Annotated in this window: 19 protein-coding genes and 3 pseudogenes; 5 read left to right on the top strand and 17 right to left on the bottom strand. The window is 44.9% G+C overall.

The features are described from left to right. Positions 1–199: 199 nt before the first annotated feature. The 6 genes from ACLGGO_RS29535 to ACLGGO_RS29560 form a co-directional block, all read right to left on the bottom strand. Positions 200–3067, bottom strand: a complete 2868-nt coding sequence (locus tag ACLGGO_RS29535) for a methyl-accepting chemotaxis protein (RefSeq protein WP_446421982.1) — start codon at positions 3065–3067, stop codon at positions 200–202. A 240-nt stretch (positions 3068–3307) separates the two neighbouring features. Beyond that, positions 3308–3880, bottom strand: a complete 573-nt coding sequence (locus tag ACLGGO_RS29540) for a chemotaxis protein CheW (RefSeq protein WP_446421983.1) — start codon at positions 3878–3880, stop codon at positions 3308–3310. Between the two features lie 109 nt (positions 3881–3989). Beyond that, complete coding sequence (locus ACLGGO_RS29545; RefSeq protein WP_446338054.1) at positions 3990–4355, bottom strand: response regulator transcription factor; 366 nt, start codon at positions 4353–4355, stop codon at positions 3990–3992. A 103-nt stretch (positions 4356–4458) separates the two neighbouring features. Beyond that, positions 4459–5808 (bottom strand): response regulator, encoded by a 1350-nt coding sequence (locus ACLGGO_RS29550; protein ID WP_446421984.1) that lies wholly within the window; start codon positions 5806–5808, stop codon positions 4459–4461. Between the two features lie 939 nt (positions 5809–6747). Continuing rightward, positions 6748–7368 carry a 4Fe-4S single cluster domain-containing protein gene (locus ACLGGO_RS29555; protein WP_446421985.1) on the bottom strand — a complete coding sequence of 207 codons (621 nt, stop codon included), beginning with the start codon at positions 7366–7368 and terminating at the stop codon, positions 6748–6750. Positions 7369–7493: 125 nt separating this feature from the next. After that, on the bottom strand, positions 7494–8294 hold the full coding sequence (locus ACLGGO_RS29560; RefSeq protein ID WP_446421986.1) for a radical SAM protein: 801 nt from the start codon (positions 8292–8294) through the stop codon (positions 7494–7496). A gap of 206 nt (positions 8295–8500) precedes the next feature. Here ACLGGO_RS29560 and infC (ACLGGO_RS29565) point away from each other — a divergent pair, with 206 nt between their 5' ends. The 3 genes from infC (ACLGGO_RS29565) (at position 8501) to ACLGGO_RS29575 (ending at position 10301) form a co-directional block, all read left to right on the top strand. Further along, positions 8501–8992 carry a translation initiation factor IF-3 gene (gene infC, locus ACLGGO_RS29565; protein WP_446358692.1) on the top strand — a complete coding sequence of 164 codons (492 nt, stop codon included), beginning with the start codon at positions 8501–8503 and terminating at the stop codon, positions 8990–8992. Positions 8993–9183: 191 nt separating this feature from the next. Beyond that, positions 9184–9675: a translation initiation factor IF-3 gene (gene infC / locus ACLGGO_RS29570; RefSeq protein ID WP_446338059.1), complete on the top strand. Its 492-nt coding sequence runs from the start codon at positions 9184–9186 to the stop codon at positions 9673–9675. 161 nt (positions 9676–9836) lie between these two features. Further along, a complete protein-coding gene (locus ACLGGO_RS29575) occupies positions 9837–10301 on the top strand; it encodes a DUF29 domain-containing protein (RefSeq protein WP_446421987.1) in 465 nt (154 codons plus the stop codon). A gap of 72 nt (positions 10302–10373) precedes the next feature. On the opposite strand, the pseudogene ACLGGO_RS29580 reads toward ACLGGO_RS29575, so the two are convergent. The 6 genes and pseudogenes from ACLGGO_RS29580 to ACLGGO_RS29605 all read right to left on the bottom strand — a co-directional run. After that, positions 10374–10508 (bottom strand): annotated as a pseudogene (locus tag ACLGGO_RS29580) (HepT-like ribonuclease domain-containing protein); the annotation flags it as partial. 286 nt (positions 10509–10794) lie between these two features. Next, the gene (locus ACLGGO_RS29585; protein WP_446421988.1) at positions 10795–11544 is read right to left on the bottom strand and encodes a HEPN domain-containing protein; all 750 of its coding nucleotides are present in this window, start codon (positions 11542–11544) and stop codon (positions 10795–10797) included. Next, complete coding sequence (locus ACLGGO_RS29590) at positions 11528–12592, bottom strand: ParA family protein (RefSeq protein ID WP_446421989.1); 1065 nt, start codon at positions 12590–12592, stop codon at positions 11528–11530. Before ACLGGO_RS29590 ends, ACLGGO_RS29585 begins: the two co-directional genes overlap by 17 nt. Positions 12593–12817: 225 nt before the next feature. After that, positions 12818–13195, bottom strand: coding sequence for a hypothetical protein (locus tag ACLGGO_RS29595; protein ID WP_446421990.1), 378 nt, complete (start codon positions 13193–13195; stop codon positions 12818–12820). Continuing rightward, a complete protein-coding gene (locus ACLGGO_RS29600) occupies positions 13167–13754 on the bottom strand; it encodes a Panacea domain-containing protein (RefSeq protein WP_446358658.1) in 588 nt (195 codons plus the stop codon). The genes ACLGGO_RS29595 and ACLGGO_RS29600 overlap by 29 nt, the downstream gene beginning before the upstream one ends. A 332-nt stretch (positions 13755–14086) precedes the next feature. Beyond that, positions 14087–15397, bottom strand: coding sequence for an NAD(P)/FAD-dependent oxidoreductase (locus ACLGGO_RS29605; protein WP_446421991.1), 1311 nt, complete (start codon positions 15395–15397; stop codon positions 14087–14089). Between the two features lie 356 nt (positions 15398–15753). On the opposite strand from ACLGGO_RS29605, the pseudogene ACLGGO_RS29610 reads away from it, so the two are divergent. Both ACLGGO_RS29610 and ACLGGO_RS29615 read left to right on the top strand, forming a co-directional pair. Beyond that, positions 15754–16659 (top strand): annotated as a pseudogene (locus tag ACLGGO_RS29610) (NAD(P)/FAD-dependent oxidoreductase); the annotation flags it as partial. 157 nt (positions 16660–16816) lie between these two features. Then, positions 16817–17344 (top strand): rhodanese-like domain-containing protein, encoded by a 528-nt coding sequence (locus ACLGGO_RS29615; protein WP_446421992.1) that lies wholly within the window; start codon positions 16817–16819, stop codon positions 17342–17344. Positions 17345–17615: 271 nt separating this feature from the next. On the opposite strand, the gene ureG is transcribed toward ACLGGO_RS29615, so the two are convergent. From ureG to ACLGGO_RS29640, 5 genes and pseudogenes are all read right to left on the bottom strand, one after another. Then, positions 17616–18218, bottom strand: a complete 603-nt coding sequence (gene ureG / locus ACLGGO_RS29620) for an urease accessory protein UreG (RefSeq protein ID WP_446421993.1) — start codon at positions 18216–18218, stop codon at positions 17616–17618. 78 nt (positions 18219–18296) lie between these two features. After that, complete coding sequence (locus ACLGGO_RS29625; protein ID WP_446421994.1) at positions 18297–19196, bottom strand: ion channel; 900 nt, start codon at positions 19194–19196, stop codon at positions 18297–18299. Between the two features lie 90 nt (positions 19197–19286). Next, positions 19287–20126, bottom strand: a pseudogene (locus ACLGGO_RS29630) (RRXRR domain-containing protein); the annotation flags it as partial. A 103-nt stretch (positions 20127–20229) separates the two neighbouring features. Further along, positions 20230–20562: a type II toxin-antitoxin system RelE/ParE family toxin gene (locus tag ACLGGO_RS29635; protein WP_446338091.1), complete on the bottom strand. Its 333-nt coding sequence runs from the start codon at positions 20560–20562 to the stop codon at positions 20230–20232. After that, positions 20553–20825, bottom strand: a complete 273-nt coding sequence (locus ACLGGO_RS29640; RefSeq protein ID WP_446421995.1) for a CopG family ribbon-helix-helix protein — start codon at positions 20823–20825, stop codon at positions 20553–20555. Before ACLGGO_RS29640 ends, ACLGGO_RS29635 begins: the two co-directional genes overlap by 10 nt. Between the last annotated feature and the right edge of the window lie 344 nt (positions 20826–21169).

Below are 21169 nucleotides of genomic sequence, written 5' to 3' on the forward strand. Positions count from 1 at the left end.
TTTATTGGTTATTTGTGAACGGTGTGTTGGGCGAAGCATTCGCGTTGTAATTTTGACAGGAAACCGATCAATCTAGGCGCGAATGCTTCGCCCCTACGTTACGAAACGAAACGAAACGAAACGAAACGAAACGTCGCGAATATCGGGATTGATTGGCGACCACCCTAAATCCAATCGACAAATGACGAATGAAAAATGACTAACTCAATTTAAACTGACCCACTTCTTCTTGTAACGCTTGCGCGACTTGTCGGAGTTGTTCAAATGAGTAAGATACGTCACTGGCTCCTGTGGATGTGTGTGCAGCAATGTTTGCTACTTTTGTCATGGTTTCAGTTACAGATTCAGCGGCTTGTGTCTGAATTAATGTGGCATCTGTAATGGCTTCAACGAGTTTACTAATCTTGGCGGATACGGTGGTAATTTGGTTCAGGGAGGCGCGGGTTTCATCTACAAGTTTTGTACCCATAACTACCTGTTCTGTACCTGCTTCCATTGCAGTTACCACCTCGTTAGTTTCCGCTTGAATCGCCGCCACAAGCTTTTCAATTTCACTCGTCGCATCGGCTGACTGTTGTGCCAGCGATCGCACCTCGTCGGCAACCACCGCAAACCCTCGTCCTTCTTCCCCGGCGCGGGCTGCCTCAATGGAGGCGTTGAGCGCCAGCAAGTTGGTTTGGGCGGCAAAGGTGCTAATCAGGTTAACGACGGTGGAAATCTTTTGTGAGGATTCACCCAAGTGTTTGACTTTTTTCGCCGTTTCTGCTACGGTTTCGCGGATAGCGAGAATCCCGTCTACAGTACGGTTCATCGCCACGTCTCCTTCTTGTACCATTTGAGACGCTTCTTGCACAGCAGTTAAGGCTTGTTCAGCGTTATTCGCGACCATTCGCACCGACTGAGCCATTTCCTGGGCGCGGTCAAGAGCGACGGAAATTTCTTCGGCTTGGTGCAGCGCTTCTTCTGCCAAGGATTGAACCGCAACTTCATTAAAGCTCGTGGTTTCAGCCACTTGACCCGCCGCCGCTTGCACCTGGTTAACGATTTTCCGCAGGTTAGCAACGGTAGCATTATAGGAGTCCGCGATCGTACCAATTTCATCTTCCGTGACTCGTGCGCGAATGGTTAGGTCACCTTTACTAATCGGGTCTACTTCCTTGAGCAGTTCCAAGGCTCGGTGTTGCAAACCTTCTTTCAATTGACGCTGTTCTTCCGCCAGGTTTCGCGTTTGGTCAAGTAGAGTAAGTCGGTCAAGAGACAGTCGCATTTGGTCGGCTAAGCGCTGGAGGAAATCGATTTCCTCTGGCTGCCATGGGTGGGAGTTCTTGCAGTGGTGAACGCTGAGCAAGGCAAAGGGTTGACCTTGAGAGAGCAGTAAAACATCTAGGGTAGACTTGACTTCTAGATGTTCCATAAACTTTAACTGTTCAGCCGATAACCCAGCGGCGGTAATATTGGTGATTGCCACAATACCGTCATCGCTGTGAGTGGCAAGCTGTTTTGGCGACAGGGGGGGATGTTTGATATTGCTATTAAACGCATGAAACTGACCGGGCGTCACCGATTCAGCCACAGCATCGCCACTGCCGTCAGAGTTGAGACGATAAACAATGACCCGATCCGCTTTAAAGATTTTGCGAGCATTAATCACCGCGATATCAAAGATATCTTGGATCGCTTGGGCGTCAAAGGAACGGACACTGGTAATTTCTGCCAATAAGTTTGCCCTTTCTGCTGCCAAGGTTTGTTGCTGCACCAAAGTTCCGAGCTGTTGAGCCATGTCGTTGATGTTTTTACCCAAGACAGCCAGTTCGTCTTCCCCAGCCACGTTTATACGGGTATCCAAGTCTCCCTGACCAATTTTGGTTACCGCGTCGGCGGCACTCACAATTGGGGTTGTAGCGCGGTTGGCAATGGCAGCGGCTACTGCTGACACCAGCAAAGCGGTGAGCGCTGTACCACTGGCTAGAGCGAGAAGTAACTGTCGCTGCGGTTCAAACGCAATCTTGGTTGGCGTAGCTACAGCCGCACTCCAGGGTAAGTCTTGTACACCTTCAAGTGTTTGTAAGGGAGCATAAGCTAACAAACCTTGAGTGTTATCAATCGTGTCAGTTGTCACCTCACTTGCTGGTTTACCGGCGGTTTTCAGTTGCTCAAAGTGAGCAAACACTTCTGACGCTTCCTTATCTCGCTTCTGCGGCTGGTTCGATACGAAAATTTCGGCACCGCCTCCAGACAAGTCCATTAAATAGTATTGGTCACCGCCAGCGCCGAAGTTGGCAATCAAATCATCAAGGGCTTCCACAGGCATACGAGAGCGAATCACGCCAATGGTCTTACCTGTGAGATCTTTAATGGGTGAAGCAATGTGGATCGCGAATTTGCCACTGCTGTCAGAGATCGTGGGGTTGCCAATATAGGGTTGATCGAGCTTGAGGGCGGCTTGAAAGTAATCGCGATCGCTGTGGTTACCTACAGGCTCTCCCTGAGACTGTACAATCACATTACCCTGGAGATCAAACACGGCAATGCTGTCATAGATTTTGTAGAAATCGATGTAGTTGTCGAGAGTGGCTTGTTTTTGAGCCAGGGTTGTTGATTCAACCAGTTTGGGATCAGTGAGAATATTCAGATTTGCCAGAACCTGAATATCCCCGTAACGTTCCCGCATGAAGCGAATCACCTTATCTTCAATACCTTCAGCCCGGGCGATTTTAGCGTCGGCAATTCCTCGAACAACCGCTCGGTCAGCAAAATAGTAGGCAGTGATTCCAGTCACCAGTACGGGAATAGTACCAATAAGGATTGCCAGAGCCGTGGCTTTATTTCGCAGATTCAGCCGTTGCCACCAAGAGGTTGATGACAGTTGTTTGGGAATAGTTTGATTCTTTGTCTTGTAGCCTCCCCCATCAGGTTCTAGTCGTTTGAGAGCGTTTGGGATTGGAGTCGAGAGGCTGCGATCAGAAAGGGGATACTCCATGAGTGCTGCGCCATCATCACTGGATGTCAGTTTGGAAATAGCACCGTTATTCTTCGCGGAATTTGTGTTGGGTGATGTTTGAGTCATGATATGAACCTCATCGTTGAACATCAATAGGGTAGAAAGGATAGTACTCAACTGATCCGCAAGCCAAAGGAAAGCCTTGCGTTTGGTTAAGCAATACCGGATAGGTTATGAAATTAAGCAGAATTTTTTTGGCGATAGTTGTCAGCCGTCTTCAATTGGCTGCTTTCGAGAGATTTTTGATAGACGCCAATCGTAGTTAAAACATGCTTCTCGAATAGCAAGTAATGCAGATGACAAAATCTACTGAGTTTTGGGCATCGCTTCGGTAATGGCTGTACCATCGAGAACGGCTAACATCTCACCCGTGGATTTCACCCAATATCCCCGCAAAAATGGAGCAAGTTCGGGAGTAACGGGAGCAGAGGGTGGGGATTGAATCCCATCGGGGTTGCACCACTCCATATCTTCGACACGGTTTACCACAAGTCCTAGTATCTGACTTTTGACTTGGGTAGAGGTTTGTGACGGGGAAGGAGTATTTAACACAATTGCCGTGTAATTTGAAGCACCGGTTATCTGCTGATACCACGGCGTGAGTCCGACTAAATGTCCGATATCCACCATCCAAAGAATCTCACCCCGCCAGTTATAAACACCCATAACCCAAGGGGGTGTATGAGGGATGGGTACAATCTGACCCATGGGAATATTCAACACCTCAGTTAACTGACGAACGGACAACAAAGCGGTTGTATCCGGTAGCAGATGAAACCGCAAAAACTGTTCTTTTTCACTCGCTACAGACCCAGGCGATCGCAGCTGGATCTGCATGGACGATGAGAAGAGGTTTTGGGTTGATAAAGTGTCAGACATGGTCAGGAACCGTTTTGTTTGTAGTAGGCACTTTAGTGTTTGTAGTAGGCACTAAAGTGCCTTATGCTTGACTTACCAGCACGCTTCGTGCTGACTACGAACACTTTAATTAGGTGCGAATGAGCTGTTTAACAGTGCGGACGAGTTCATTTTGATCAACGGGTTTAGCTAGGTAAGCATCTGCTCCCTGTTTCATTCCCCAAAACTTATCCATTTCACCTCCTTTTGTCGAACAAATAACGACAGGAATATTGCTGGTTTCAGCCGCTGCTTTTAATTCGCGACAAACTTCAAAACCACTGCGACCCGGTAGCACGATGTCTAAAATAATCACATCCGGTTTTTGTTTGCTAATTTTAGTCAGAGCCTCTTCGCCACTATGAGCGACCAAGACATTGATCCCACCTTGCTGTAAGCAACTGGTGATAATTTGCATATCCGTTGAGGAATCTTCAACAACTAGAGCTGTTCCCATGGTAATTACCTAATGAATACAAAAGAAATTGGTCAATGATAGTTAGTATCAGATTCACGTCAATTCATCGCATTACTAACCCTGAACGATGAACAAGCAACAATCAATAAACACCCTGTTTAATATGCTTGTGGAGTACAGTGAGCAGATCTCTAGAACTTAAAGGTTTGCTCAAGAAATCCGATGCACCAACAAACTTAGCGTGAAGTCGATCCGCTGCCCCATCTTTTCCGGTTAAAAAAACAATCGGCGTTTTTTGGAAACAGGACAGTTTGCGTAATTGAGTGCAAAGCTCATATCCATTTACATTTGGCATCACCAAGTCTAAAAAGATTAGATCCGGTTTTCGTGCCAAAAGAGTTGGAATGGCTCGCAGGGCATTTTCCACACCAATAAATCGGTAACCTGCCGCCCCGATTACTTTTTCCATGGTGTGAATCACCCAACGACTGTCATCTACACAAGCAACCAGGGATTTAGTTGCATCTACGTTTGCACTTTTGAGTGGGGTTGTCGGCACGTTGGCTTTCCCCGAGGTGGGGGCAATACCCGTGGGATAAGCTTTAACCTTCTCTTTCCCTGGCTCTGCGAGGTGTCGTGGCAAGACGTGGCGTGGCACGTCTCTACCTTTTTCTGTTCTCTCCTGCTTGTCAGCACCAACATTTTCTCTATGCCTTGCCGTATTGGGGGTGGGTGCTGTTAAATCGGGAATGTTACTTAGTTCTACCCAGCCTAATTCCAAGTAAGGGATTAACGCTTGGGCAATGTCCACAACATGCCGACGCTGTTTTACCGCTAAGTCACGCAATGTATGTTGTCCGTCGAGTAGGTTAGTTAATGTTTGGTAAACCTCGACGGAACGGTTTTTGCGTAACTGTTCCGGTTGTTTGATCACCGGGGCTTGATTAGGAGAATAATCCGCAAGCTGGGCATTCTGCCAAGTCTGCCACAAAGATTGTACCTGTGCGATCGCTTGATCAATTTCAATCAAAACCAGTTTCGTGGGTAACGAATAATTATGCTGGATTTGATGGGTTACTTGCTTCGCTTGCACGAGCTCGAACACAACCTCAGTAAGCACAGCACGAATCATGTTGGCAGCTTGTTCTGGAGTGATTCGTCGCTGCTTGACCCATAGAGACAATAGCTGATAGTCCCAGCATGTTTTGGAATTAATACTGGCTAAATCACGCCGAATTGTATCAGGATGAGTCAAAATTTGAGGGCAGTGAATGGCTAAATTGCGTTGCCACCGTCTCACAGGATGAACTCCTCCTGTGGCATAAAGGATACCGCCCAGGTACAAAAAAAAGATCCATTGGTGTCCCTTTGGATCGTTCAACACCAGTTCGCCACTAAACTGAAATCGCTGCAAGGTTCTAAGAGACCGAACTTGCTCTAGGGAAGAGAGCGTTGGAGTTGAGATTACAGAGGGAATTTGTCTAGCCGTCATCGGTTTCTTGCTATGACTAAGGGATTAACAAAAGCAGGAAATGTCTAATAGTGTCGGTGTTTTATACCCGCGTTAGACTTCAGCCGCTTTTGAAGGGAACATCACCTTGAAACCCTAGTTACACAAAGTTTTTTCGTCTCAAAAAGACTACCTTTGCCAACTGTCAAAAGATCGGGGAATTTCTCTAGCAGGGATCTAAACAATGGTGCAATCACTACAGCGTTTTGAGCGATGTCAGACCTGGTATAGTAGATGCTGGTCTGATGCATGAATACCCTGCATCCCTACAATTAAGCTTGGAGTCCTTCGTTGTGCCTCCAAAACTTTAGAGATTCAAAATTAGTCAATCGCGAGTGGTAGAAGTCCCTACGTGGGTCAACTCTTTTCGGGGAGAATAAGATGTGCAGTTGGTTGGTCTGCGACTGGTCACTCCTGATCGGCTAAGAGTTGAGCTTTTAGATATTGTCTTACACGTTAGACAATCTGTCATACAGACTAACTTACTTTCGCATATTTGTCTAGAGGAATCGGAGCTGAAGTGACTATTTGAGGTAAGTTTTAGACAAAGCTTTACAAAAGACTCCGTTTCCTAAAGTTCAGGTTAATCCTTCCTCAAAATTTATTGAAAATAATAGGTAAATTAACTCAGTCTATAATTCTCCTTGACCTCGACACTTGATTTCAATGGGGTGCAAGTTCAAGGATTTAAAATAGTAAAATTTTTATCTACTCAAGAGATTATTTATAATTCAATAAATTGAACTTTTGAATTAATTTTTTTTGGTGTATTATTAATATATCTTTACATCAAAAGATAGGAAAATGGGAAAATTACTGAATGATACCAAATTGGCTTGGCGGTTAAAACCGCAGCTACACAAACAAAACCCGCCGACGCGGGTTTCAAAATCCTTAATCTTCCGTTATGACAAATGACATCTAGCCTTCGCTCAAATTCATCTGACCTCGAAATCCTGTAACAATGCGGCTACCATCTTTGAGGATATGAATCTCCATTTGATCAGAAGCCCAAGTAATTTGGTCTTTTAATGCGGGATTAAATACACGGACACGCTGATTTCGAGATGAGACGGGTGAATCGGGGGAATTAATCGCTAAGGATTCGACAAAGGGACCATCGACTAAAATATCGAGTTGTCGTAATAACTCTTGTGCGCCTGGAGGTGCATCAGGTGATTGCAGTTCTCCTAAAGTAAATCCACTAAATGACATAACATTTAACCCCGCCGCTTTGAGTTTCTTAGCTAACTGCGCTAGGGCTGGCGCTTGCCAAAAAGGTTCTCCACCAGAAAAGGTGACTCCTTGATTACGGCGATTGGATAAAATTTTATCCGCTAATTCATCAACAGCGATTAACTGATTAATTTCAAATGACCAGGATGCTGGATTGAAACAGCTAGGACATTCTCGGTTACACCCTTGCACCCAAACAACAGCGCGACAGCCAGGACCATTCACTTCTGACTCGTCAACGTATCCCATAATATTTAGATATCCAGGGGGAATATCATTGGTGATTCGTTCTTTGTCACTGGTCATTGGTCTTTTGTCCTTTGTCAAAGATTTCCACAACGCTTTAACTCAATCGGGGCGGGTTTAGTTGCATCTCTTGTGAGGTCAGAAACGATAATAGTGAAACCCGCCCCTACACACTCAAAACTCTTTTAACGGGGAGCGCATCGAACGGGGATATTGGTTTCGTCCTGTATTTTAGTGGCAAAGGCTTGTAAGACATCCCCACTAACTCGCTTGAGTTGTTGTACAGGATAGGAACGTGATTCAGTGGGGGTATGATTACCACGTCCATCGAGTTGATGAGTCAAGGGTTTAGGACGGGTGGGGGTGTTGAGTTGAATTTCATCGGGATGTAGTACTCGCACTAACTGCACGTAAGTTTCTTGACTGGGCTGATTCGGTGGGGTTAACAGCATTGTTTGTATTCCTATATGTCCTGGATACCCCTGACGAAATTCCTGGATACCTGTCCAGATTTTGAGCCAATCGAGTTCCATGACAGGACGATTGACACGCCGTAGTTGATCTTGATTCACAGCATCTAGTTTAACTGAGACTTTATCCGCTAAAGATAACGCCGCCTGCACGTCTGGATTACCTAAAAGTGTGCCATTTGTCAAGACCAAGACAGGTTTGTGAGTAATTTCCTTAACCTGAGAAATAATCTCAGCCAGGTTGAGGGCTAGAGTTGGTTCACCATTACCACTGAGGGTTACCACATCTACATCCCAAGGGGCAAAAGCTTGTAAATCTTGGATAATTTTTGCGGTAGGGACAAAAACTTGACGTTGGCTGGTGCGGACTTGAATTTCCCCTAGCTGACAATAGACGCAGTTAAATGAGCAAGTTGATTGGAGTCCAATGGGATCAATACCCAGCGATCGCCCGTAGCGCCAAGATGTCACTGGACCATAGACGGAGGTGAATGTGGCGGTTGATTGAGTGGTCATAATTTTTCCTCCTGTATTAGACGAGGATTCCTCACATCGGTTGCGAGGAGATGTTTTCTGGGTTGTCCGCTACTCAGTTGCGAGAGTTTGCCACTCCAATATGATAGACGAACTACACCACCGAACATGGTGTGAGTTGGTTTGGGTTGCGCTATCCTAAAAGAGGAGTTAGCTAGCCGCCAATGGAGTTGTAGGAGGAAGGTATTATAACTAACAAAGACAAGCAACGAATCAACCGTCAAATCAAGTCTCCTCAGGTTCTGTTGATTGATCACGAGAATAACAATCGCGGTTTGATCGATACTCGTGAGGCTTTACAACTGGCTAAAGATGTAGGTCTGGATTTGGTGGTAGTCTCTGAGCGTAAAGAGGCTCCCGTGGCAAAAATATTGGACTACGGTAAGCATCAGTACCAACAGAAGAAACGCCAGCGCCAGAGTTCCAAGCCAACGCTCAAGGAAGTGAAACTGCGTCCAAATGTGGGCGAGTCCGATTACAGCTTACGCATCAACAGAGCTGTTGAGTGGTTGAAAAAAGGGGATTCCGTGAAGTTTCAGGTGCGTCTGCGGGGTCGGGAACATCAACATCGCGATCGCGCCACAGAACTGCTGGAGCGGGTGGTGACTGATCTGGGTGAAGTTGGCAAAGTTCAGTCTTTTGATCGACGGGCGCTGGTGCTTCAGATTGTTCCATCCTAAATTAGTGTTACCGTGTGGGTAACGCTCTTGCGAAAAAAGCCCCCCCGTTTTAACCGGGGGAGTATCAATGCTGATGTCTAATCGACCATCACCTTTGTCAAACCTTAGCGGGATGTGAGGTGATCAGGATTGGGTTACCCTGGTAGAAGTTAGCCCGTAGGAGATTCTATTGAACTTAGGAGGAAAGTCTTATCGCTAAGAAACAGAAACAACTGATGAACCACAAAATCAGATCACCTCAGGTTTTGTTGATTGACCATGAAAATAACAATCGTGGTTTGACTGATACCCGTGAGGCTCTACAAGTCGCTAAGGATGCAGGACTTGATTTAGTAGTCGTCTCTGAAACTAAAGACGGTCCCGTGGCGAAGGTTTTGGACTACGGGAAACATCAGTACCAGCAGAAAAAGCGTCAACGCCAAAGTTCTAAACCAACGCTTAAGGAAGTGAAATTGCGTCCGAATGTTGGTGAATCCGATTACGGCTTACGCATCAAAAGAGCGCTCGACTGGTTGGATAAAGGGAATTTAGTTAAGTTTCAGGTGCGTCTGAGAGGTCGAGAACATCAGCATCGCGATCGCGCAAACGAATTGCTAGAGCGTGTGATTGCGGATCTCGGCGAAGCGGGGAAAGTCCAGTCTTTTGATAAGCGATCGCTGATTGTTCAGGTGGCTCCCGCCTAGATTAGCCTTTCACTCAAAGATCATATCATTTAGATTGTAGAGACGTTGCATGCAACGTCTCTATAATTGTTTATTTGTCTGGTTGAGGATGTGCTACATGAGAGGGAGGACTAGCACAGAGCGATCGCAGGTTTGGTAGAACTTTACAATCCTTGATAAAAATGGACAGATCTGAACTCTATGAAACAGATTTTTATGCTTGGACTCAAGAGCAGGTGACGCTGCTCAAAGATCAGCATTGGGATCAATTAGACAGGCTCAACCTAATTGAGGAAATTGAAACCTTGGGTCGCCAAGAAAGAAAAGAACTGAGGAATCGGCTAGGATTGTTATTCGGACACCTGCTGAAATGGCAGTTTCAACCCGCAAAGCGCAGCAATAGCTGGTTAGGTACAATTCGAGAGCAACGCATTCAAATCAAGCTGTTGTTGCAGGATAGCCCCAGTTTGAACCCCTATCTAGAAGAGGTATTCCTGACGGCTTACGAACTGGGTTTAGCGTTAGCCATTCGTGAGACTCAGTTAGGTGAAAAGCTTTTTCCCGAAGCATGTCCTTACACTCCAGAACAAATCATGAATCCTGAATTCCTACCGGAGCCGAATCAGGATGATAGTCAAGGGGAGTAAATGATCCACCGACAATAAGAAGATTTCACGTTTCATTTTGCCAAACTATAAATACTCCTGCTCGATAATTTTTCAGATTTCAGTATCCAACTTAGGAATTTTGTTGGTGACAACATCCCACACAATATCGTAATCAACGCCAAAATAATTATGGATTAAGCGGTCATCCATTCCCGCGATCGCACGGCATTCAATTGTGGTATAGTTCTGATACCAAATCCGCCTTTATTACCCCCTTTTGCCACGGCGATTGAAATCGCTGCTACACAAACAAAGTCCGCGTAGGCGGACTTCGTTATAACGGGGGTAGCTAACCCTGATTTGGTATAACGTAGTGTATCAAGTAGTTGTTTAACCGCTTTGCCAATTACTTCAATGCTATAGCAAGCCCTAAATAGAATGGAACAAGCGAGAGGCTTGAAACCCAGCTATAGCAAGGATTTCAGGTTTAAAAATTGCCACAACCTAAATAAGATTGCTATACGAACATAACTTAAAGGATTTGGTGAATAGTCTCAACAACCTGCTCAACAAACTTAACTGCATCGCTAACGAGACTTTCATCAATGTTCCAGCGGCTGCCAATATTATATGTAGGATCTATATCAGCTTCATGAGCAATTTTGTTTCTACGATCAACTATTGCACTCAGTTGTTGTTTAAGATCTTTGGCGGATCTGCTCAACGTCTGAGCAACCTCTTCCCACAATTTCTTATCTGAAATTAGTCGAATGGCATCGGCTATTTTTTCAGGTTGCTGAAAGCTTTGATAGCTAAGACGTTCTCGGACTTCATCTTCTAGCCAAGAGGCATTGTTCAGTCTGTTCAAAACGCCATTTGATATAACTGGGAGCAAAGCCGAGACTGTGTGAGATTGCTGCAAAAATGAGGAACCTTGACTTTGTTGGATTTCATTCTCTAACCAGGATACAATATCCATCGCTATCAATCGTTCTTGTCGTGCGCCACCTAGGGAAACTTGAAAACGAGAAAATGCAGATTGAGAACTGTTGTTTGGAGGATTAGGTTCAGAACGCTGACCCCTGTGAATCTCTAGCATTCCTAGTGTTACAACTTCATGGACATAGTAATCCAAGGCGCTCACAGCTAGAACCAGAGCAGCCCTCAAAATATCTGACAAATCTAGGGCGGGAGTGGATTGGGCTTTAACAGAGTTGTGAATAGAAATCAGATCTCGAACACGAGCAATGCTGATTCGGAATTGATCAAGCGCTGACTGCATAGGAAGGAGAAGTTAGTCCTATAATCTTATCTGCCAATTCAGCAAATGTTTGTTTAAAATCATCTTGTTTTGCTTGGTTGTTTTTTAGCACTATTCCTGTTTGGTTTAACTGTTGAGCAGTAAGGGCATAGATTGGAGTTTGATGCTCCTGAGAAAGAGCAATGAGACTATTAAAGTTGGAAATTTTTGTTAAGCAAAAACTGTCAATGATTCCATGTTCAGCATAGAATTGATCGGGAAGTAACATACTATTTTTACGTAAAATTGGAATCAACTTAGAGGAAACATCTTGCTCAATTTTCTGAATCCATTTTTCAAAAGCAGCCGTTTCCTTGCCGCGAATGATCCGAAAATTTTGAACAATAGTACCTAAAAAGCGTAGTGTAATGTCAGGAAATGGATAGGAGGCTTCTTTCAACACAGGAAGTGTACTTGCTTGTTTAGCCCATGTGTACCATTTGGGTAGAACTTTAGCTAACGAATCAATTGCCATTACAGAAAAGAAATCGGCAGTAGTAGGCACGATAAAAAAGTCACTGGTCATTAGTAAATTTTGATTGATTGATCCTAAGCTTGGACTCATATCAATCAAAATATAATCTGCACTAAACTTTTTAGCCGTTTTCTCCAATAAATCTGTAATAGAGCCGGGTAAGTTTTTGAGAACCTGAATTGAGCCACTTAGCTCTTGAGCAATTCCCAATGAGACTTCATATTCCGCAAAACCCACATGACCAGGTAGTAAAAACAGTCGCTCTTGTCCCTCAATGGGAATGCAGTCTACTGCCTCAATAGCCCTTGGCTGTGACTCAAAAGCTGGTGCTAGCCCTGTTCTAATATTTGAATGGGTATTGTAAATCGCCTCAATTCTTTCCTCGTCGCTCTCTGTTCCTTGCCCTAAAGCCATACCCGTTAGGTTGCACTGGGGGTCGGTATCTACAAGAATTACTGTTTTTCCCTTTGAGGCAAGCATCCAACCAAGATTGAATGTGGTTGTAGTCTTACTGACTCCACCTTTGTGATTAAAGAAGGCAATTTTTTGAACCATTGCACTTACCGTCTCTTAGTTGTTAAAATTTCTATTTTAGTATAGCTTGAGCCTGACTTTTCCGGACTTACTCTGCAAAATGGTTAGTTTCAAGGACTCCCATGCTAGCTCTACCTAGGTTTTATGCCTCAATAGTCACCTAATCAGCACAGAATTGAGATACAAAGCCCTGCTAAAATGGAATTAATGGCGAAGTAAAGAAAAAAGCAGAAGAATATTCAAAAGTTAACAGTCTAGAATTTCCTTAATAACACTTTGTATATCTCGGTCGCCAGGACGTTTGGTAAACTGCTCATGACTATAAATCCAAACAGGTTTGACTATGCAGGTAGTCGTATTGACTAAATACATCAATCTGATTTGTCCGGAAGCCCCTTTGGAAATCCTAAACTCTAACTTGTGAAATGTCCATCCTTCTGTTAATTTAATCTTTCCCGGCAACGGTTCATTTCGGGAGTTTCTGGGATACTGATCTTCAGTTAAATCTTCTAAGATGTCGGCGACAAGCTCAACAAAACTAGCGCCATGAACTTTGACAAGTTTCTTGAAAGAACGTTTGAAATTATCGGATTCTTCAATCAAGAATTGACTTGAGCCAGTCACGCACTTCTCCTTTCTGAATGCGATTTGGGCATTGTGAAGTCTGAACATCCGTCAGAATTTTGGACATTACCGACTCATACGCAGGATTGTCACGTTCTATGACATCGAGCTTTTGATGACCGAGTTCTTTCATATCCTCTCGCAGAATGGGTTCAGTTGAACTTGCTTCAGGTGGTAATCCCCTGCGAGCTTTGCGCCAAGGAAACTCGAAGTGAGTCATGCCACTCAGTCGATAGGCATGATAGCTACCGAAATATTCCCACGTTTCTTTTAATAGCTCTTGCTTGTCATCAGGTATCTGTAACAAGAATTCTTGGGTAGGAATGGGTAATTGTTCAGCTTCAAATTTACTATAAAATCTATAAGCAGGAGGACAAACAGGACCGTACCGCCATGCTTGGATTTCCTCATCAAACAATGGCTCATCGTACAAGGCTAAATGTAGACTTTGTGCATAATACAGAAGCTTTTGAACCTTCATATTGGTCATTTCAGCTTCTATACCGTCCTCGTATGCTCTGACAATGAAGTAGCGAGCTGCATTGAGACAATCGATCATAGCCTAGACCCGCAAACTAAAACAATCTTAAAGCAAACATACATACTTAGTATTATAGTCGAAGTCTATGTTTCTGTAGTACATGATTACTATTTTAGTGACAGTGGCACTATAGGGTTCAGGTTTGGAGTTGGGTAGTATGGTCAGCCTATTAAAATTGAGATCTTGCAGCACTCTTGATCAACCTCAAGTGACCGTAAGATGGGTAAGAATAACTCAACTAACGATACCACAAGCGTTTCAAGTTGTATAAATTTTACCTCCCTTACATCCAATCGGCTGATTGAGGATGATGCAGGATGTAAGTTGAAACGAATATCCGCTTGAATCGCTTATCTCGTCTGTAGACTTGACTCAATTGGATAATCCTTTGATACTGGAATTGGTTCCACTAGCGACAAACCCAATAAACGCAGACCCCAACGCTCAAACCAAGGTACAGATAACCCCCATCGCATCTTGGTCAAGAAAAATCGCTCAAAGGCAATCTTCAACCAGCTTACCCAACGACCCCGTTTTGCGATCGCACGTCGCCGTTGACCCGTTTTCGGATCAGGTAAAACGGGATCAGCTAAGAATACAATTCCCGTATCACCAAAATCCGCCATACAAATTGCTGCCAAAGTTGGCGTCATCGGTGCAGCTTGAATCACACCCAACTCTCTAGCAATGTTGTGCGCCACCGCCATACCCATCGCCTCCGCCATTTGCCCCGTTTTTGGCACACCGATAGGCAAAGGAGTCTTTTCTGGTGGCGATAACTGCACCACCACCCCCGCACTATAGATAGAGGGAAATGAGGGATGCTGATATGTTGGTAATACAGGTAGAAAACCCTTCTCATCACTCAACCCAGGAACATCTCGGACAAAGCCCGGTCCCCGGAACGGCGGTAGCAGCATGGCATAGTGGAATGGTAGCGTATGACCTTCTGCCAAAGTGATCTGCTGCGGATGAATGGCAGTAATTTCAGCATTCTCAATCACCTCAATCTGCCGTTGACGCATTAATTCAGTTACCAACTCCGCCGAATGTGCCATACCCCCAATTCCCAAATGACCCGCATAGGGTTCTGGGGTAACAAACGTAATCGGTACTTGTTCTCGCAATCCCTGTCGCCGCAATATCCAATCGGCTAATAGGGCAAACTCATAAGCCGGTCCCATACAACTCGCACCTGGAACCGCCCCCACAACCAAGGGTCCGGGATTTTCCAGAAATTTTGCCCACGCTTGTTTTGCCATCAAAGCATGGTGAGGATTGCACACCGATTGGGTGTAACCGCGATCGGGTCCTAATCCTGGTATGGTATCTAGCGCTAATTCTGCCCCGGTAGCAATCACTACATAGTCATAATCAATGGACCTGTCTCCCACCCTTAACCATTGAGCGTGGGGGTCAAGATCGGTTACCTTACCTTGAACAAACTCAATTTGACGGGATTTTACCACAGAAGCAATATCTACTTGAATTCGCTGGAGTGGAGTCAAATTGAATGCAACCCAAGGAAGAGAAGGAATAAACGTAAATTGAGGTTTGTCACAAATCAACGTAATTCGGTGGACGTGAGGCAGGAGATGCCGCAGTTCGTAAGCGGTGGGTAGTCCGCCAATACCCGCACCGATTACCACAATATGAGCCATGATTACACCACGGTTTATTAAAACTATACAACTTTGTAACTATATTTACAATCTATATGAACTCAGCCATGCCCCACAACGAAACACCTGTAGGAAGTGTGTAGGAATCACCCCCTTGCCATCCGTGTCAACTTAAGCCACAACCCTCGCACTCGTTTTCAGGGGAGGCAGAGCCTCAAAAGGAGCATTCCTAGGCAGAGCCTAGGAACGAGGGTACTACGAAAAAATTACCCACACCTGAAGCAGATCATCTCTCCCCAAAAATTATTACTTGACTAAATAGTAAGATAGTTATTAAGCTAGATAACAAGTCGTAAATCTTTTTTACACAAATCGGAGGATATCCATGGAAGAGAGTCTATCTGCAACGATTTCGCCTTTCAAGCTTAATTATTGATAAAGGCAAAGCTCGCTCATTCTGGATGCAGGAATTGCACAATTATTTAGGCTTACCACCGGATACTCCGGGTCGTGTCCTGCTGCAACAAGGGAAACAGCATTATACATCTTTAAACGGCGATATGCTGAATGGTTATGTTGAGGAAGTGGTGGATGAGGGAGATAGGTTTGCCGTGCGGGTGAAAGTGGGTCGTAAAAATAGTATTTACCCCGTCTTATACTCGAAATACTTAATTGCGGCGAGTGGCATTATCGACAATTTACCCCTTTTGGAGGATATGCAAAATGTCTTTGATTATGCAGGATATAACTTGCATGTCTGTATGGTTTGTGATGGCTACGAAATGACAGATAAACAATGTGGTTTCTTTGCGGGTAGTGAAGCCAGTATTGAAGAAATGGTGTTTAATCTCAGTTGGTTTACACCTTATATCACCGTGTTCACCCATGGACTGTTTAAGGTGAGTGACTCAATGCGTTCCCAACTGCAAAACCATGGTTATCGTTTGGTGGAAATCCCGATTAAGAAATTTCTGGGTGAAAATCACCAGATGACGGGAGTTGAGTTGGTGGATGGGTCAACTATTCCCTTAGAAACTGGATTGATTTCTCTGGGGTCACGCTATCATAATACTTATCTCAAAGGATTCAATTTGGATGTCAAGGGTAGTAATCTGATTAGCGATAAAATGGGGCGGACGTCTCACCCGCGAATTTTTGCGATTGGAGACTTGAAGGTGGGGTTAAATCAAGTGGTTGTAGCGGCTGGAGATGGTGCTTTAGCAGCGACTCAGATTTGGCGAGATATTCGTCGGGAATCGGGTCCCCGCCCCTGGGAGAAAAATCGAGCGCTTTCTGTTTAGCGGCAGGAGTGAATGGGTTATGAAATATGAGATGAGTAGGGAGAATAATCAAAGCAGTAATTGTGCCAAAGTCATCTAATTTGGTTAGGTTTAATCTTGCCTTAAAGCCTACCATTTAAGGGGATGTGTTGCTGAGGATAATTTTTTCATACCAACAATGAATAAACAACTCTATCAAGGAAAAATAATGATGAAAAGCAAAAAAATGATATCAGGACTGCTCCTGGTATTGTTACTGGTTTTAACCCTATTCAGTGGTGTATTCTTCCCTAAATCTGCTCTAGCTGCCGTAGAATCTAAGGTGACGAGTCCACCTAGCGCAGAAGTATATACAGCAGTGGATCAGTTGCTGAATTCGCTACCGCGAGATTACTACACAGTGAGGCGGGTAAAGCAGTTGAAAAACCAGCTCAAAAAGCCAAATAATGTAGTGTTGGTTGATGTGCGAGAACCGTCAGAATATGCTTCAGGACACATTCCTGGCGCTATTAATGTTCCTGTGCGATCGCTCACTAAAAATTTAGATAAAATTCCCACGGATAAACCTGTTGTTTTATACTGTTCTAGTGGGCATCGCACGGCAATTGGCATGACAGCATTGCGGTTGTTAGGTTACACGAATGTTCGTAGTTTTCCTCCCAGTATTAATGGCTGGAAGGAGGCTGGTGAACCTTTAGAAAAGTAAATCCGTTTAATTCTAAGACCACTTTTCTCGCCTCTGGTTAGGAAGGCTCTTGAGTAGGCTCTGCCTCCTGTGGTATGGTAGCGGCAGAGCCAAATTAACTAGGAAAAGCTGATTCTATCCTGGATCAGTCTTGCCCACCCTACATAAAATCTAATCAGGTATAATTGCTCACCGTTAATAGGCGGTAGATAAGGGTAGGATCAGGCTAACTACTGAATGTTTTTGTCTCCGGCTCTCTCACCGGATTTGTTGGCAAATTAAACAGAATTTGTCAAGTCACCCCCATCTGGAGCTTGATAAAATCAATAACGGTTGTCAATCCGTTTTGAGTCTTTAAATTCGTAAATACAAATGGCTTATCGCCTCGCATCTTTTTGGCATCTCGTTCCATCACGCCCAAATCAGCCCCAACCATTGGCGCTAAATCTATTTTATTAATTACTAGCAAATCCGATTTGGTAATTCCGGGTCCACCTTTGCGGGGAATCTTGTCACCGGCGGCGACATCTATCACGTAAATAGTCAAATCCACGAGTTCCGGGCTGAAGGTGGCGGCTAGGTTATCTCCCCCACTTTCTAAGAAGACTAAATCTAATGGGGTGAACTTTTGTTCTAACTCTTCAATTGCTGCTAAATTCAGGGAGGCATCCTCTCGAATCGCCGTATGTGGGCAACCTCCCGTTTCCACACCCCGGATGCGATCGCGCTCTAATGCTTGAGAGTTTACCAAAAACTGAGCATCTTCCTGGGTGTAAATGTCATTGGTGACAACAGCAATTTGATAGGATGCCCGCATCGCCTTACACAAAGCATCCAATAAAGCGGTTTTTCCGGAACCCACTGGTCCTGCAATACCAACGCGGAATGTACTCATCAACCGTATTTGGGATGTAATTTCTCAACTATAAACTAAAATTGACGAGCTATCTGAGTATTATTCAGCCTTGCGCCCCTACGGGTGTGGTATTACATCATGAAAGCGGCGATAGTCAATAATTCGCCGTCCATCTCGACTTCTTGATAAGATATCCACAAACCGCTGATTCCAGATAATTTCCTCAGCAATATACGAGTGACGGGCATGAATAGTTTGGGAAACAGTTTCATCTAACCCCGTAAACGTTACCACAATTTCCACCTCGGCTTCAGCTAGGGACTCTGGCGTCATCCCAAACAAAGAACTACTCTGATCAATAGGATGCATCGCCGTCCAAGTTAATGTAAAAATAGGCGTCTGACTACGAACCAATTTTAGGTCATAAAACCGACGCATAAATTCCCCTTCTGCTGTGATCTCATTACGCAGCAAACTCACCGTTAACTGCGCTTCCAGAATTTGGTTATAGCGTTCATTCGCCATCCGAAACATTAACGTCGGCACACCATTGTGAACAGTAATAACCGCCACACGACTGAACAGAACTCTGGCGGTAGGACGAGAAAAACGGGCAAACATTAATCCTGTCGCCGTGGTGAGTCCCATTAAACCAGTTAGGGATTCAATGGTGACTAAGATATTTGTGTAGGTACAGTCTGGGCGGGGATACATCGCACCGTAGCCAATCGATGCCATGGTTTGAACACTGAAGAAAAAAGCGTCCCAGAACGAACCCGGACGGGCATTTTCTATGCAATCACCGCCTGCCAAATACAAAACAGCAAATACAACATTAATGAGTATATAACCCCCCCCAATCAGCACGAAGAACCAAGACCAATCCAGCGTCAACAGTAAATGGTAAGGATCACGCCAATGGCTGTGGGATATTCCTTTTCTAGCGATATCAAACCGACTGCGCTTATCCCGACTCACGATGCGGGATTGGGAAAACTGACGAGGTGTTTTGTTCATTGAAGTTGGCGAAGGTATCCGCTCTGATTCTTCATCGTATACCTCGTGAGACTCCGGATAAGAGCGAAGCAAGCCGGAGAGGGATAGAGGTCAAATCTTGCTACTCGATGTGGCAAGATTTGACAATCCAGTTGAAGGCACGACAATTAACCCCGTGCTTCGCTGCAACAACTGGACTTTTTTGGCGGTAAACTGCCCTAGTCGCTTCCAGTTTTTATCGGAAACAGAAACTTGTTTCTCGGTGTCTCCAGAACACCAGCCTATGTAAACCTTTCCTGCTTTTTCAGCTACAACCTTGTCTCCCTTTCTGAAGCCATGGCGGGTAACTGTACCACCATATTTGCGTCGTACATCACCTTTAGATGGGACACACAGATGTAATTGTCTACGGCTAATTGGTGGTCTACGGACTATTGCAAACGGTGCAGGTGTAATCTGAACATCACCACACCAGTTGCCATATTTAGCCTGATTAGAGTGCCATTCTCGCCATTGGGTGAACTCAAACGCCGCCAAGGTTACACCGTCAACAGCGTGTGTGGCTGGTGTCTGATTGGCTTTGTCTTTTTTGTCCTTGGGCAGTTCTAACCATTTTCTGAGTTGGCTAGTTCCGTTACCGTCCCTCTGCCATCCCTTGTGAATTCTAACAGGGGCTAGTTCAGACAACCAAGTCAGCATTTGTCGCTGACCCACCATGACTGGAGAGAACCCGATCCCAGACTTTGCCGACTTACGCCCACTGGTTCTGTCAACGTCAGCCATGACTAACTCGTAGTGAATGGCACTAATCGGAAACAGTTTAAACAACTCTTTGACTACCCGTAACTCTAGCTGCTTATTAGCTCGAATCGAAGGCGGCAATTTACCCTGTCTTCGGTTTTCAAATCTGGCTTGACGGTGGCATCTTTCAGAGTAGGGTAACTTCCTGTCTGGACTAGGGAAACATCCAGAGGTCTGTACCAAACCGAGACTCTATGCGGTATTCAACGTTTAATTGCCGTTTGTCCGGCAATCCCTAACCAAAGAGCGATAGCTAGGTTAGGGTTGTTGAATCCTCCTCAAGAGGCGTATCCCGTAGAATACTGTCAATGTCTCGCATTCCTGGCAGAATCCGCAGAATTTCCAGGCGATTCTCCTTCACTCGATACACAACCACATAAGCCGTCTTGCCAATTAAAGGCGTTACTAGCTCCCTGATACCAAACACCCGCCCCGGCTTACCCAGGTTGGGCATAGACGCTAATCTATAAATACTCTGTTTCAGACGAGTAGCAACTTGTCGTGCCGCCTGCGGGTTATTCTTAGCAATATACGAGCGGATGCTTGCCAAATCCTGGACAGCAAGGGAAAGGAAAACTAACTGCATGGGGCGGGTTTTTCATCCTCCATCCCCCAGGAAGAAAGCCAAGCTTCCACATCATCACCCTCAACCCACTCAGCTTGTGGGCTATCGGCAAGGGTAACAGCTTCTTCAATCATCTGAATCTGCCAGCTTTGCTGCTCCACATATAAAGCAATTGCCTCTGCCGCCAGCCAGGATTTGCTGCGTTTTGTACTCAAAGCTAGGGCATTGAGTTTTGCCTTAACCTCTGGTGTTAATCGGACGGTGACAACTTCAGTTTGAGACATACATTGCCTTGTTTATTGACCAGTCTAATCTAAGTGTATACTATGTATACAATCGCATTAAACTGTCTTGAGCTTGAACCCAGTCCTTGCCTTCCTACATGACGGCGAAAGAGAGACAGGAACACCTTGTCTATTGATTAGGTTTTCTGAGAATGCACTGAAATAGGGGCAATCCAGGAATTGCCCCTACCGAACCGTTAAGATGTCCAAAAACCTAGACTATTCGGGTTTACAGCATGAGCGATGGTGAAAGCCCCCGTACTGAGCGTCGGGGGATGAAACCGAGCAAGTCGTAAAGACAGCGGGATTTATCCCGCAATAATCCCCTTAAGTAATATAATATA

The organism is Coleofasciculus sp. (assembly GCF_046565525.1).
Lineage (GTDB): Bacteria > Cyanobacteriota > Cyanobacteriia > Cyanobacteriales > Coleofasciculaceae > Coleofasciculus.